Consider the following 14502-nt stretch of genomic DNA (forward strand, 5'->3'; position numbering starts at 1 on the left):
TATGACCGGAAGAGCTTTGCTCTTTCGGTCATCGTTCGGGGAGCCGGTTATGGATTTCTCTTTGGTCTTTAAGCATTACACTATGATCCTGTCTGGGGCTTCGGCTACCCTGCAAGTGACTTTTGGAGCATTGGCTCTGGGGCTTCTTCTTGGCATTTTAGCCGGAACATGTCGTATCAGTCGCCGCTTGAGTATACGGATTGTCGCCGATATCTATATTCAGGTTATCAGAGGTACTCCGATGCTGCTTCAGATTTTCTTTTTTTATCTCGGCTTTCCGCAAATTTACATGATGATAACTGGCGAAGGAATTACACCTGACCCTCTCTTAACCGGTGTCATTGCTCTTGGCATAAACAGCGGTGCCTATAATGCTGAGATTATTCGTGCGGGTATCCAGTCCATTAACAAGGGACAAATGGAGGCAGCACGAAGCACAGGGCTTGGGCATACCCAATCGATGTTTTATGTTATTTTACCTCAGGCATTGAAGCGCATGATACCTCCTTTGGGAAATGAGTTGATTGTTCTTCTGAAAGACTCTTCACTTATTTCGACTATTGGCGTGGCAGAACTCATGTTTACCGCCAAAGTTTTGGGAGCTCGATACTATACATATGTTCCCTTCCTTGTGGGGGCTGGCTGCATCTACCTTATTTTGACTTTTTCATTTTCACGGGTTTTCAATGCATTGGAGAGAAAACTCGCGGCCGGAAGTGGAGCGAGAGAGAACGCTTGTAAAGTGTTGGATCTCGGATAAGTCTCTGCCCGCTTACAAAGAAAGTCCCTTCATGAAATGAATTCATGAAGGGACTTTCTTTTTTCTCATGTTCCCAGTATGTTATATTTATAGGGAGGTGCTAGCGTGGAAAATAGATTTTATACCGATTTTGATACGGATTGGATAGGACGTGGGCAGTCTAAAAATGTCAAAGGGAGGACTCCCTTTGAACAGGACCGTGATCGTATTATCTATTCCCCTGCTTTTCGTCGTCTTCAGAATAAAACCCAGGTCTTCCTCTCTGGTGAGTTTGATTTTTACAGAACTCGATTGACTCATTCGATGGAAGTGTCACAAATCGGTCGTTCCATAGTCAACCATCTTAATCGCACCTCACCACAACTCTCTGATGGTTTTCATATTGATCAGGATCTTGTTGAATCAATCTGTCTTGCTCATGATATCGGGCATCCTTCATTTGGCCATGCGGGTGAGCAGGTCCTGAATGAATTGATGTTTGCAGAAGGCGGCTTTGAAGGGAATGCTCAAAACCTGCGCATTCTCGTTGATCTTTTTTATCGCGATAAATCCCAATGGTCAGGAATGAATCCCACACGGGCATTTCTTGATGGTATGCTGAAATACAAAACACTTTTTTCACATTCTCAAGAAAAAAAGAATCATTTCATTTATGATTTTCAAAAAGATATTCTTGATTTTGTTATCCCTCAACCTGATTTTTTGAAAGGATTGACGACTGAGCATGAACTCAATTCCTTCAAATCCCTGGAGTGCCGAATTATGGATTGGGCAGATGATATTGCCTACTCCATTCATGACATTGATGACGGAATACGTGCGGGTTTCATTACGATGAAAAAGATTCGTAATTGGTTGGATACTCATGAGAAGGAGTATGCAGAGAATGAAATCACGTTCCTGGAGTCACTTTGTGAATCTATCGTTGATGATTCCTTTAGTGCAACTTTGGCCCGTTTGATTGGCCTTTTCATTCATTCGACAACCTTGATCACGCGAAATACTGCGCTTGGTGAGAAAACGAATCGCTATAAATTTGATATTTTAGTTGAAGGTGAGAGCAGGCGATTATGCGAGATGCTTAAATCTCTTGCAATAGGACTTGTTTTTCATACTCCTCAAGTGCATCAACTTGAATATAAGGGCGGACGTATTCTCAGAAAGCTCTTTTCAGTAATGGAAGAAGAATACATGAAAGATGGTACGCACCCATTTCGTCTTTTACCGGCTCATTACCATGAAGCGATGGCCACGAGCAGTCATTTACAAAAAAAACGGATGTTGTGTGATTATTTATCAGGAATGACAGATGGATTTGTCGTCCGAACATATAAGCGACTCTTTGACCCGGACTTTGGGTCTATCATCGATCTTATTTAGAAGTAGAGGTGCTTTCTTCGCCGGAAGCGCTATGCAGTGACTGAAATTATTCTTTTTTTTCCTGAATAACATCAACGTCCTGATGTTCTAGAACAATTTGTTTTCCTTCTTCATTCTCAAATGTATACGTCTGAGATTGGACGTCATATTCGAGAGCGCCCATTGCAGTATATTTCTGACCATTTTTAGTGGTGACCTGATACGATTTTGTTCCACATCCAAATATGGAGAGGGACACTGTCACAAGTATGATGAGGGTATATATTTTTTTCATGTCAAATCCTGTTGCCTGTTAAGAAGCAATGCTGGGAGCATACTATGCTCTCAATGTTTTGAGCAACACCTATTTGAAGGTGCTGGAGAGCTGAGTGCGGCTTGGTGATGCATCAAGAGTTTCCCCGCATTGCCCAATATCTTTTCGAGATTAGGCTCTGAAAGTTTCAGTCGCTGTTGGAGTTGGTTGATTTCATTATTGGCATCAAAGAGTGGGTAATCGCTTCCAAAGAGAATGCGGTCAATTCCGAATGAGTTGAAAAGGCGCTTAAGCATCACATCATCCACAAAGGCTGTCGTGCTTGAGGAATCGACGTAAATATCCAATGGCGCAAGGAATTTAAGAGATTCTTCCCAATGACAATATCCTCCCATATGAGCTGCAACTATGGTTGGCTTTGGAAATGTCATTCGGAGTTTGGCCATCTTCTGAGGGCAGGAAGGGTTCAATTCAGGTGGAAGGGTATCCCCAACATGGAAAAGGCAGATAAATCTATCATCTATGATCTCCATGAGTTCATAAAATGATGAGTCGTCCATTCTAAACCCTTGAAAATCAGGGTGAAATTTCAAACCCACAATGCCATTCTTTTCCAGTCGGTCAAGTTCAGCCTCTATTTGGGAGCTGTGAGGGTGCATTGTGCCAAAAGGAATAAGTTTCTCGTGAGCATGCTTCATTGAAATAGCCCAGTTGTTGGCTGGGATAACCTGTGAAGGTGTTGTGGCAGCGGTTAAGACAACTCCTCGATCCAGTTCTGCTGCATCAAGGTGAGCAAGAAGGTCTTCAACTATCCCAGTCCCTATGGGCCTGATCGAGTAATGATCTTCAAGTTGAGTCAACACCTTTTGCGCTATCTTGTGGTGAAAGACATGTGTATGAACATCTATTCGCATGAGAGCAGGGTGCCAGACAGAGGAGAGCGTGTAAACAGCTGTTTGAAAATGATCAGTCAAAAAGCTCTTTGAGCCACTCCGGTATTCTTACAGGTTTTCCTTCATTCCCAATAGCCGCATGCTCAGTCATCCCTGTGGCATGAAGTGTTGTTTTTTCTGCATCCCATATCTCATACACAAACCGCATTGATGCCCGGCTCCATTTCTCAATCCCGACTCTGATGTAGATTTCATCGTCAAAGCGTATAGGGGCACGGTATCGACAATTTGCCTCACGTACAGGAAGTATTATGCCGCGTTTCTCAACTTCAGCATAGCTCATACCGCGTTCTCTTATGTAAAGACTTCGAGCACGTTCAAAGAGATGAAGATATTCGGCATAATATAAGACTCCCATGGTATCTGTTTCTCCGTATGAGACGAAATGATGATACCAGCTGTCAGAGAGTGGGAATGTTGACTTGGGCGACATTATTTGAGTCCAAATTGTTTGAGAGCATAGGAAAGCAATGTGTAACCGTCATTCAGGACCAGACCGGACGAGCACGCAGTGTCTTCACTGAAAGCATCTACTTTAGAAGAGGGACAGCCTGGCCCATTCAAGAGAAATGGAACTGGATCTGTTGTGTGTGTGCGTTCGGCTATTGGCGTGAAATGGTCACAGGTAACTATCCAGGCGATTTCTTCATTTTTGAGAGCTTCCCTGAGCGGTGCAACGATTTTTGCATCAAAACGGGTAATTGCTTCAATTTTATCGGCTGCATTCCCTCCATGTCCGCATTCATCGGGACCTTCGAGGTGAACGAATACGAAATCATTTTCTTCCAAGAATTTCAGCGCGGCATCAACTTTTCCCTGGTAATTTGTATCCAGCAATCCATTTGCGCCTTCAACATCTATGACCGACATTCCGGATGCGTGACCAAGTCCCTTGATAAGATCTACAGCTGAGATGACTGCGCCTTTCAGGCCGAAAGTTTCTTCGAAATTCGGTAGATTGAGTGGGCTCCCCTGTCCCCAAGGCCAGATGGAGTTGGCTTTGCTTGTGTTGAAAGTCCTATCGTGGAGTAAGTCCTTGGCTTCAAAAACGAGATCCCAAAGATCTGGACAACGGGAGAAGGCCCGGAGATCATATTTGATTGATTTATCAGTGATATCATGAGGTGGATTGATATGGAGGGCTGCCTCATCACTGTTTGCACCATCTTTTTGTATCAGAAGATGACGATACTGGATTCCGGGACAGAAAGTATATGTTTCGTTTCCGAGCTTTTTCTGGAGGTTCTCGACAATGGGTCTGGAAACCTCAGTCGCAATATGACCTGAAGAGTAGTCCCTCATGATACCATCAATAGTCAGTTTTGAGACAGAGACAAGGTTGAGCCTCCAGACCAGATCGTCCGGGGCAAGCTCAAGGCCCTGGGCGGCTGCTTCTATGGGCCCCCTGCCTGTGTGGTAAACAGATGGATCAAAGCCGAGCAGTGCCATATTGGCAACATCTGAACCTGGCTGCATCCCCTGGGGAACAGTTTGGGCTACTCCGACAATGCCGTTTGCAGCCAAGTCATCCATTTGTGGGGTTTGGGCCAACTCCATGGTTGTTTTGCCACCCAACGCATCAAGAGGCCATCCGCCCATACCATCGGCGATTAAGTAAACTATTTTCATCCCGAATTCCGGTTAGAGGATTCTGAATTTGACGCACGGTTCCACGGTGAAGTCCATGGCATCAATTTCTGAAATGACTGCATCGACAGATCGTGTCGTGGTTTCATGGCTGATAATAACGAGAGGGACCCCTTCCGCTCCGGCTTCACCTTTTTGGACCGATTGTGCGATGGAGACACCATGCTCAGCCATGGACTTTGTAATAGCTGCCATGACTCCTGTTCGATCGGCCACCGTGAATCTGAAATAGTACTTTGATTCGGATTCTTCAGGAGGAAGAATTTTTGCTTTTCGAAGGGGCTGGTTGCCAAAGCCTGTATTATCCGGGAACGAGCACTGGCTTTTCATCTGTCGTGCCAGATTCATGATATCAGACAAGACCGCACTCCCGGTCGGCAAATCTCCGGCCCCTTGACCATGAAGCATGATCGGACCAACAGCATTCCCTTCGAGCCGAACAGCATTGTAATTTCCTCCGACCCTCGCGAGAAGATAGGTATATGGAACCAGGGCTGGGTGAACTCCTGCTTCCAATCGTCCTTTGATATCAGTGACGTGTGCCAAGAGTTTTACTCTGTAGCCAAACTCCCGTGCAAACTGGATATCCATAGGGGTAATTCCGGTAATGCCTTGAATCGGGATTTCGGAGAGAGGATAGTCGACTCCGTATGCCATGCGAATAAGTATGCACAGTTTGTGAGCTGTATCCAGTCCTTCAATGTCGAAAGTTGGGTCAGCTTCGGCATACCCGAGATCCTGTGCATCAGCGAGAGCTGAATTGAAATTGACGCCTTTGGTCGTCATCTCGGAAAGAATATAATTGGCAGTACCATTCATGATCCCGAGCAGTGTGACTACCTCATCTCCGGCCAGACTCTCCTTGAGAGTCTGGACAACGGGAATGCCCCCAGCGCAACTTGCTTCAAACATGAGGCCAACATTCTTGTCACGAGCAGCATCAAAAAGTTCAAGGCCATGCTCCGCCAAAAGATGTTTATTGGCGGTTACAACATGCTTACCCGCACTGAAGGCTTTAAGTATGAGTTCTCTGGCAGTATCAATTCCCCCCATAAGTTCAACGATGATGTCAATCTCTGGGTCATTGACCAATGTTTCCACATTGTCTGTGAAGGTGACGTTTTTGCCTGGATCAACTGTTCGTTTTTTTTCAAGATCCCTTACGAGAATCGATTTTATCGCGATCTGTTTGCCCAATCGTTTTTCTATACGATCAGCATTCATTTCGAGTATCTTTGCCAGCCCCGAGCCGACAGTGCCAAAACCGGCTATACCGAGTTTGATAGATTCCATGTATTATCCTTTAGAGAAAAATTTTCGTAGATTACGCACAGCCTGGTTGGTGCGGTGTCGGTTTTCAACAAAGCTGAATCGTACGTGGTCATCTCCATATTGACCAAATCCCAGGCCGGGCGAAACAGCTACCTCGGCTTCCTGAAGGAGCATTTTGGAGAATTCAACAGATCCCATTTTTTTGAATTCTTCGGGGATCGGAGCCCATAAAAACATGGTGGCCTTGGGCGGCGTGACTTCCCACCCAATGCGATTGAGTCCTTCACAGAGCGCGTCGCGGCGATCCGTGTATACCGCCATGATTTCCTTGACGGCTTTGTCCATATCATCTTTACAGAATTTGGGATCATCACCCAAATCACCATTGAGAGCGCAGGTCGCAGCGATCTGGATTGGCTGGTAAATTCCATAATCAAGATAACTCTTGATACGTGTCAAAGCCTGCACCATGTCAGGATTTCCAACGCAGAAACCAACACGCATCCCAGCCATGGAATAGCTCTTCGTCATGGAAAAGAATTCGACGCCGACATCTTTGGCTCCTTCGGCCTGCATGAAACTGGGCGCTTCGTAACCATCGAAAACAAAGTCGGCATAGGCAAGGTCATGAATAACATAGAGTTCATGTTCCTTGGCAAAATCAACAATACGCTGAAAAAAGTCCAACTCAACACATTGCGTGGTTGGGTTATGCGGAAAATTAATGATCAGCAACTTGGGCTTTGGCCATGTATGCTTAACGGCTGTTTCAAGGTTCTCAAAAAAATCTTGTCCCGGGCCGATGGGAACCCTGCGGACGTCTGCGCCCGCTATGATCGATGCGTATGGGTGAATTGGGTATGCCGGGTCCGGAGCTAGGACGACATCACCCGGACTGAGCATGGCAAGAGCCAAGTGAGCGAGGCCTTCCTTCGCTCCCATGGTAACACACACTTCCTGATTCCAGTCCAGGGAAACGCCATATCTGCGAAAATACCAATCACGGATGGCTTTTCTTAAACCTTTAATACCCTTCGATGCAGAATACTTTGAATTTCCAGGCTTGTACGCCGCCTCTGCCAGCTTGTCGAGAATCGGTTTTGGTGTGGGCACATCGGGGTTGCCCATTCCCAGGTCAATGATATCTGCGCCCGCGTGGCGCAATTTCATTTTAAGCTCATTGACCTGGGCAAAAACATACGGGGGTAGTCTGTCGACTCTCGCAAACTTAGACATGTCTGAAAACTCCTCAATAATATATTAATGCAAGTTTTTTTACATACGCTGGAGGGTAGGGGCTGTCAAAACGAAATTGGATGATATTCACCCGAGTATCTTGACCTCTCCGGTCGTTTTTTTTAGCGTCCATATTCTATTGCTGCAATACACGTCATTGAGACGGAAAATTCCTTAAGGAGATACACATGGTACAGAAATCAGAGACTATCTGGTTTGATGGAAAACAGGTTCCCTGGGACGAAGCAAATGTCCACGTCCTGACGCATACTCTCCACTATGGAGCAGGTGTTTTTGAAGGCATACGGGCCTATGAATGTGCCGATGGTTCTTCTGAGGTCTTTCGCCTTGAAGAGCATATGGGGCGTCTTGTCAATTCTGCGAAAATACTCGGGATCAAAGTTCCTTACACTGCAGAGGAGTTGACCGAAGCTGCAATTGAGACTTTGAAACTCAATAAACTGGCCGGAGCTTATATTCGCCCCTTGGTCTTTATTGGTGAAGGAGCCATGGGAGTCCATCCAGGGGACAATCCTATTCGGACTATCATCGCAACATGGCCATGGGGGGCTTATCTTGGAGAAGATGCTTTGGAAAAAGGTATTGATATCAAGACAAGCACCTTTAATCGCCATCATGTGAATGTCATGATGACCAAATCAAAGGCATGCGGTAATTATGTGAATTCCGTGCTTGCCAAGACCGAGGCTGTGGCGGATGGCTACCATGAGGCAGTTCTACTTGATACCACGGGGCATGTCTCCGAAGGAACTGGAGAGAACATCTTTATCGTCGTGAATGATGTTATTTATACCCCGTGCGTCGATGGTGTGCTCGGCGGCCTGACTCGGGACTCCATTTTGAGCATGGCAAATGACCTGGGTTATGAGACTCGCGAAGAGCCTCTCACTCGCGATATGCTGTATATTGCCGATGAAGTTTTCTTTACCGGGACTGCTGCGGAGTTGACCCCAGTCAGTTCTGTTGATCGTCGTCAGATCGGTAATGGTCTGGCCGGACCTGTCGCCAAGTTGCTCCAGAGCGAGTACTTCAAGGTCGTCAAAGGCGAAAATCCGGATTATGAACACTGGTTGCATCGCTATCAGGTGTAATGGAAAGTCTAGAAAACCAGTGCTTGATCTGGTAGGTAAAAAGGGAAATCCGGCGCGGGATGTCGGTTTTCCCTTTTTCAATGTGAATAATCCTATGACTTTTACTTGCGCCAAAGCTTCGGGGCCCCATGAGTACATCGAATCTTACTGCCAAATACCGTCCGCAAACATTTTCTGATGTAGCCGGACAGGACGCCATCAAAGCCATTCTTTCCCGTGCCGCTGCCACAGATAAGGTCGCACCGGCCTATCTGTTTTCCGGGACGAGAGGGGTTGGCAAGACCACCATTGCACGTATTTTTGCCAAGGCCTTGAATTGTGTCAATGCCCCGACTGCCGAACCGTGTAATGTCTGCTCGAATTGCAAGCAGATTACAGCAGGGGTAGCCGTTGATGTTATTGAAATCGATGGTGCTTCCAACCGTGGTATTGATGACGCAAGGCGGTTGAAAGAAGATATAGGTTATGCTCCGGTCGAGTGCCGATACAAAGTCTTCATTATTGATGAGGCACACATGTTGACCAAAGAGGCTTTCAATGCATTATTGAAAACATTGGAAGAGCCACCGCCGCGAGCCACGTTCATAATGGCAACGACGGAACCTCATAAATTCCCGGCAACCATTATCAGTCGATGTCAACATTATATTTACAAAATGCTCTCTCAGTCTGAGCTCGTGACCCATTTGGAAAATATTATGAATATGGAAGAGCTTCCCTTTGAACCAGGTGCTCTTCAGATAATAGCCAAACGTGGCGCCGGGAGTGTGCGTGACTCAATGTCCTTGCTTGGGCAATCCTTGGCCATGGGGACAGATGTTCTGCGCGAGGAGGATGTCCGCAGTTTCCTCGGATTGGCAGGACAGGATGTTTTTTTTCAGCTGATGGCAGCCATGCATTCACGGGACCTTGTTGAAGTGGGAATGGTGCTGCGGCAGGTGCTTGATCAAGGGCTTGACCTTGGGTTCTTTTTGCGCGAACTGACGAATTGTTGGCGCAACATGTTCCTTCTGCGTCAGGCAGGAGATGCTGCTTTACCTCTTCTCGGATTTTCAGGGGAAGAAGCCGTGACTTGGAAGGAGTGGGCTGGGAAGTTTGAAGCCGCACATATCCATGCTTGCTGGCAAATGACGCTGGATGGGCAAAGAAAAGTCATGACGAGTCTTGAACCAGCCTTGGCGCTCGAATTACTTTTGTTGAATTTGACGTGCCTTCCTGACCTTATCAATCTGGAAGCCGTTGGTTCCAGTGGAACTGGAAATGGTAGCACTCCGCCGCGGCCTAACCCCAGTGGGGCAGGTGGCTCATTTGGCGGGCAACATGGTGGTGGCCCCGGTAATACTCCTCGTGGAGGAACTCCTCCGTATGGAGGGCAACGTTTTAATGCTCCGGCACAGTCTGCCGGAGTCGTTCCAAGCGCACAGCAAGGGGGATTTCCCTCTCGTCAGAACCATGTTCCCAATCGTCAGGAACATACAGCGGCGATTCCGTCGCCATCGGCCGGGATTTCTGTACCTCCTCGAGCGGATGGTCAGGGAAAGGGGACTTCGGTGCCTGAGGCAGGTATTGTTTCAGAGGAGCCTCATTTACCTCCCTCAGCTCGAATTTTAGCCTCCTCTCCGCAAGTTTCAAGGCCTCGGGGCGCAAGAGATTGGAATGGTTTTCTCGATTTTGTCAACGAGCACAATGGGAATTCTCCGGTGAAAGCAGCCCAACTTCGTTTGAACAATGGCGAGTTGCAGGGAGATGAGCTTGTCATCACGTGTGGAACTCGTATGCAATGTTCTCAACTTTCAGAAAGTCCGGTCCTTATGGCACTGGAATCCCTGACTAAGGATTACTTTGGGCCAACGGTTGAAGTTACAGTGAAAACAGGCGATATTGCGGTCCGCAAGTCGGACAGGCAACTCAAGGAAGAGGCTGAGGTTCACCCCGGTGTGACGAAGATCATGGAAGCATTTAGTGCTCAGTTGATCTCTGTCAGTCCTCGTAAACAATAATAATCACATAGAGTATTGAGGAGAATATAATGAAAGGCATGAATGAAATGATCCGCCAGGCCCAGGTCATGCAGCGTAAAATGAGCGAAAAGCAGGAAGAACTGAAAGAAACCATCGTTGAGGCTTCAAGCGGCGGTGGGATGGTGACGATCAAGGCAACCTGTGGGCAAGAGATTACTGAAGTTGCCATAGAAGATTCTGTCATGGAAGCTGGTGATAAAGATATGTTGCAGGATTTGATTTTGACTGCAACCAATGAAGCCCTCAAGAAATCCAAGGAAGTGATGGAAAAAGAACTGTCCTCGCTTACTGGTGGTTTAAATATTCCGGGCATGTTTTAGGAGCTTTTTTTGCAAAATCTTCCAGGGCCTCTCAGGGAAGTGGTGGAACAGTTGTCCTCCCTTCCTGGCATTGGACCCAAATCAGCGTTAAGAATAGCCCTCACTCTGCTCAAGATGCCCAGAGAACGGGCTGGTGGGGTGGGGCAATCCATTTTGGATCTCAGAGAAAAACTTTGTCTGTGTGATGATTGTGCCTGTTTGGCGGAGGCAAGCCCTTGCGCAATCTGTGGTGATCCTGCTCGAGATTCAGATCAACTCTGTCTTGTTCCTGAGTGGGACGCTCTTCTCGCCATGGAAGATATGGGGGTGTTCCGTGGTAAATATTTGGTTCTTGGCGGGTTGCTCTCTCCTTTGGACGGAGTGGAGCCAGGGCATCTGGAGATTGAAAGACTTCGACGACATTTGGGAAAAGGGACGGTTTCTGAGGTGATACTCGCTTTAGGAACGACTCTTGATGCCGAGTCTACAGCGTCTTATATCAAGAATCTTGTCGAGAGTGAATTCTCCGAAATTCGTGTCAGTCGCCTCGCGCAGGGAATCCCTGTGGGGGCGGAAGTCAAGTTCATGGATAAGGAGACACTCAAACAGTCTCTTGTCTATAGACAGAAAGTGTAGCAGAGCAGCCAGGGATATTCATGAATGATGATCGAACCCGGGTGACTGGTGCAGAAGTACAATCCGTTGTCTATTACAACAAAGATAACGGATATACGATAGCGCGTGTGCGGTTGAAGGATGAACCCGGACTTCTCTCTATTGTCGGAACGATGGGGGAATTGACAGCGGGATCGACTTTGGACTTGGACGGAGTCTGGACTGTTCATCCAAAATTTGGACGGCAGTTAGAAGTTCGGACTTTTGAAGAATCACGCCCTGCCACTGAAAATGGTGTCATTCGTTTTCTCCAGTCGTCAATCAAAGGCGTCGGAGAAAAAACGGCAACTATCATGGTTGAAGAGTTTGGTGTCGAGGTCCTTGATCTGTTGGATGACAACCCCGAACGTCTTTTGAAAATCAAAGGCATATCAAAAAAGAAACTTAAAGATATTATTGAATCCTGGGGGAAGCAGAGGGAGATAAAAAATCTTTTGGTCTTTTTGCAGACCCACAAGGTCCCAACAACGTTTGCCGGCAAAATATTTCATCTCTATGGCGCGCAGGCTGAGAAGAAGTTGAGAGATAATCCATATGATCTTGCCTATGAAATCCGTGGGGTGGGCTTTCGGACAGCAGATCAGATGGCAATGAAACTGGGATTTGAACCCGATTGTGCCCAACGGCTCGAAGCGGCGATAGTTTATCATATGTTTTCCTCATGTGAACGGGGAGGACACATGTTTATTCTCAAGGATAAACTTCTTGCTGATGTCGCCAGGATGCTTGATGCCGGGGATTATAACAAACTGGAACTTGCTCTCTACGCCCTTGAAGAAAAGAAACGCATTCGCATCGAAGACCTGCTCGAACAGAACCTCTCAGATGCTGTTTATCTGATGCATTACTATCATCATGAAAATGAGATTACCCAGCGCCTGTTTCAGTTGGTGAGTCATCCTACCCCGGTCAGTCGAAAGAAAATTGATAAAACTCTCCCCAGAGTTGAAGGAAAGCTGGGATTTACTCTTTCCGACGAACAGCGAGAGGCTGTTTTTGATGCGTGTAGTAATAAGGTTTTTATCATAACAGGTGGACCTGGTACTGGTAAGACGACGATTACCAAAGCAATCATGCTCACTCTCAAAGAGTTGGGGCTCAAGATCAAACAGGCAGCTCCCACAGGGCGCGCTGCCAAACGAATGTCTGAAGCCACAGGGCATCCTGCACAAACAGTTCATAGGCTGTTGCAGTATCAACCCAGTGGTGGTTTTCATTATTGCGAGGACCAAAAACTGAAAGCAGATGTACTTGTCATTGATGAAGCAAGTATGTTGGATGCTCATCTTTTCGTTTCCATTCTTCGCTCTCTTCCTCATACGTGTCGCCTCATTCTGGTCGGCGATGTTAACCAGTTGCCGAGTGTCGGACCGGGAAATGTTCTAGGCGATCTGATCAATTCCAACCGTATACCATGCTCTGTTTTGACTCATATATTTCGGCAGGCACAAGAAAGTTTTATCGTCCTCAATGCGCATAGGATCAATAATGGCCAATTCCCGAGGCAGCACCCGAGTCAGGCTCCTGATGCGGATTTTTTCTGGATTCCACAGGAAAACACGGTAAAGGTTCAAAAGCTTCTTCTGGATAGTGTATGCGACAGGATACCACAACGTTATGGATTTGATCCTCTCCGGGATATTCAAGTTCTGACACCTATGCATAAAGGTGATGTCGGTACGCAGGCACTTAATTCCGCTCTTCAGGAAAGGCTCAACCCTTCATCTTCGAATAAACCTGAATTAAAAAGAAAATTTGCTACTTACCGGCAGGGAGACAGGGTTATTCAATTAAAAAACAATTATGACAAGGAAGTCTTTAACGGCGATCTTGGCTGGATCATTGACGTTGACCCTGATGACCACGAGCTTTTTATCGAATTTGATGGCAATCAGGTTGTCATGGAATCCAGTGAATTGGATGAACTTGGCCTTGCATATGCTGTCTCTGTTCACAAGTCTCAAGGCAGTGAATATCCGGCGGTTGTCATGCCTATCGTGACTCAGCATTTCATGTTGCTTCAGCGGAATTTGCTCTATACCGGCTTAACTCGCGCAAGGGAACTTGCCGTGCTGATAGGGAGCGAACGCGCTTTTCAAATTGGGCTTAATAACGCCACGGCTGGTAAACGAAGTACTCATCTCGCATATAGACTACAGACCATGTTTTCACAGAATCGATTGGTGTAGATTCGCTCATTGACCAGAGGCTGCTTGCAAACGAGCAGGAAAAGTGCTGTATTGTGTAGGCATTCCTTTTGAAAGGTTTTACTTTCAGGGGAAAAGAATATCAATAAAACGTCTCGGGTGGACTCTATTGAGCCGAGATTGAAGGAGACACCATGCTGAGTGAAAAAGTTGAAGCAGCTCTCAACGAGCAGATGAATTGGGAAATCTATTCTGCTCATATTTATCTTTCTATGTCTTCCCATTTTGCAGAGGAAGGTCTGGGTGGTTTTGCGGCTTGGATGTATGCCCAGTATCAGGAAGAAATGTTTCATGCCATGAGGTTTTTCAACTATATTAATGAAGCTGGCGGGCGTGCTGTTCTTGGGACCATTGAAGCCCCACAGACTTCTTGGGAAAAGCCTCTTGCTGCTTTTCAGGATGCTCTTGAGCATGAACAGGGCGTGACTGCACGTATTAATGCTCTTGCTGATTTGGCGGTTGAAGAAAAGAATCATGCTGTTGGTATCTTTCTGCAATGGTTTATTTCAGAGCAAATCGAAGAAGAAGATACCGTTGGTGATATCGTCGGAAAATTGAAATTGGTTGGCGACGGCGGAGGGTTGTTTATGCTGGATAGAGACTTGGGAACTCGAGTCTTTACACCTCCGACAAATGCCTAACTCACGGAAGACAATGACCGGTGCAGGATGTCCTGTTCCGGTCTTT

Annotated in this window: 14 protein-coding genes; 8 read left to right on the forward strand and 6 right to left on the reverse strand. The window is 46.6% G+C overall.

Features of this window, described 5'->3' with window-relative positions; translation table 11 throughout:
• Window positions 1-49: 49 nt before the first annotated feature.
• Both BN4_RS01235 and dgt read left to right on the forward strand, forming a co-directional pair.
• Window positions 50-760, forward strand: coding sequence for an amino acid ABC transporter permease (locus BN4_RS01235; protein ID WP_041720078.1), 711 nt, complete (start codon window positions 50-52; stop codon window positions 758-760).
• 105 nt (window positions 761-865) lie between these two features.
• A complete protein-coding gene (gene dgt / locus BN4_RS01240) occupies window positions 866-2140 on the forward strand; it encodes a dGTP triphosphohydrolase (RefSeq protein ID WP_015413533.1) in 1275 nt (424 codons plus the stop codon).
• Between the two features lie 46 nt (window positions 2141-2186).
• Here the strand turns inward: dgt and BN4_RS01245 are convergent, their stop codons facing one another.
• The 6 genes from BN4_RS01245 to BN4_RS01270 are packed head-to-tail and all read right to left on the reverse strand — an operon-like array spanning window position 2187 to window position 7501.
• Complete coding sequence (locus tag BN4_RS01245; protein ID WP_015413534.1) at window positions 2187-2414, reverse strand: YgdI/YgdR family lipoprotein; 228 nt, start codon at window positions 2412-2414, stop codon at window positions 2187-2189.
• Between the two features lie 50 nt (window positions 2415-2464).
• A complete protein-coding gene (locus BN4_RS01250; RefSeq protein ID WP_051053297.1) occupies window positions 2465-3307 on the reverse strand; it encodes an amidohydrolase family protein in 843 nt (280 codons plus the stop codon).
• Between the two features lie 52 nt (window positions 3308-3359).
• On the reverse strand, window positions 3360-3779 hold the full coding sequence (locus BN4_RS01255) for an acyl-CoA thioesterase (RefSeq protein ID WP_015413536.1): 420 nt from the start codon (window positions 3777-3779) through the stop codon (window positions 3360-3362).
• A complete protein-coding gene (locus BN4_RS01260) occupies window positions 3779-4975 on the reverse strand; it encodes a cofactor-independent phosphoglycerate mutase (protein WP_015413537.1) in 1197 nt (398 codons plus the stop codon). The genes BN4_RS01255 and BN4_RS01260 overlap by 1 nt, the downstream gene beginning before the upstream one ends.
• A gap of 12 nt (window positions 4976-4987) precedes the next feature.
• Window positions 4988-6286 carry a homoserine dehydrogenase gene (locus tag BN4_RS01265; protein WP_015413538.1) on the reverse strand — a complete coding sequence of 433 codons (1299 nt, stop codon included), beginning with the start codon at window positions 6284-6286 and terminating at the stop codon, window positions 4988-4990.
• A gap of 3 nt (window positions 6287-6289) precedes the next feature.
• On the reverse strand, window positions 6290-7501 hold the full coding sequence (locus BN4_RS01270; RefSeq protein ID WP_015413539.1) for an aminotransferase class I/II-fold pyridoxal phosphate-dependent enzyme: 1212 nt from the start codon (window positions 7499-7501) through the stop codon (window positions 6290-6292).
• A gap of 188 nt (window positions 7502-7689) precedes the next feature.
• Between BN4_RS01270 and BN4_RS01275 the strand changes: the two genes are divergently transcribed.
• From BN4_RS01275 to BN4_RS01300, 6 genes are all read left to right on the forward strand, one after another.
• Window positions 7690-8613, forward strand: coding sequence for a branched-chain amino acid transaminase (locus BN4_RS01275; protein ID WP_015413540.1), 924 nt, complete (start codon window positions 7690-7692; stop codon window positions 8611-8613).
• 128 nt (window positions 8614-8741) lie between these two features.
• Window positions 8742-10613, forward strand: coding sequence for a DNA polymerase III subunit gamma/tau (gene dnaX / locus BN4_RS01280; protein WP_015413541.1), 1872 nt, complete (start codon window positions 8742-8744; stop codon window positions 10611-10613).
• A gap of 29 nt (window positions 10614-10642) precedes the next feature.
• The gene (locus tag BN4_RS01285; protein WP_015413542.1) at window positions 10643-10954 is read left to right on the forward strand and encodes a YbaB/EbfC family nucleoid-associated protein; all 312 of its coding nucleotides are present in this window, start codon (window positions 10643-10645) and stop codon (window positions 10952-10954) included.
• Window positions 10955-10963: 9 nt separating this feature from the next.
• On the forward strand, window positions 10964-11569 hold the full coding sequence (gene recR, locus BN4_RS01290) for a recombination mediator RecR (RefSeq protein ID WP_015413543.1): 606 nt from the start codon (window positions 10964-10966) through the stop codon (window positions 11567-11569).
• A 20-nt stretch (window positions 11570-11589) separates the two neighbouring features.
• Entirely contained in the window at window positions 11590-13797 is a 2208-nt protein-coding gene (gene recD2, locus BN4_RS01295) for an SF1B family DNA helicase RecD2 (RefSeq protein WP_015413544.1), read from the forward strand.
• Window positions 13798-13949: 152 nt separating this feature from the next.
• Window positions 13950-14456 carry a ferritin gene (locus BN4_RS01300; RefSeq protein WP_015413545.1) on the forward strand — a complete coding sequence of 169 codons (507 nt, stop codon included), beginning with the start codon at window positions 13950-13952 and terminating at the stop codon, window positions 14454-14456.
• The last annotated feature ends 46 nt before the right edge of the window (window positions 14457-14502 follow it).

Source organism: Pseudodesulfovibrio piezophilus C1TLV30 (assembly GCF_000341895.1).
In the GTDB taxonomy this organism is placed as follows: Bacteria; Desulfobacterota; Desulfovibrionia; order Desulfovibrionales; family Desulfovibrionaceae; genus Pseudodesulfovibrio; species Pseudodesulfovibrio piezophilus.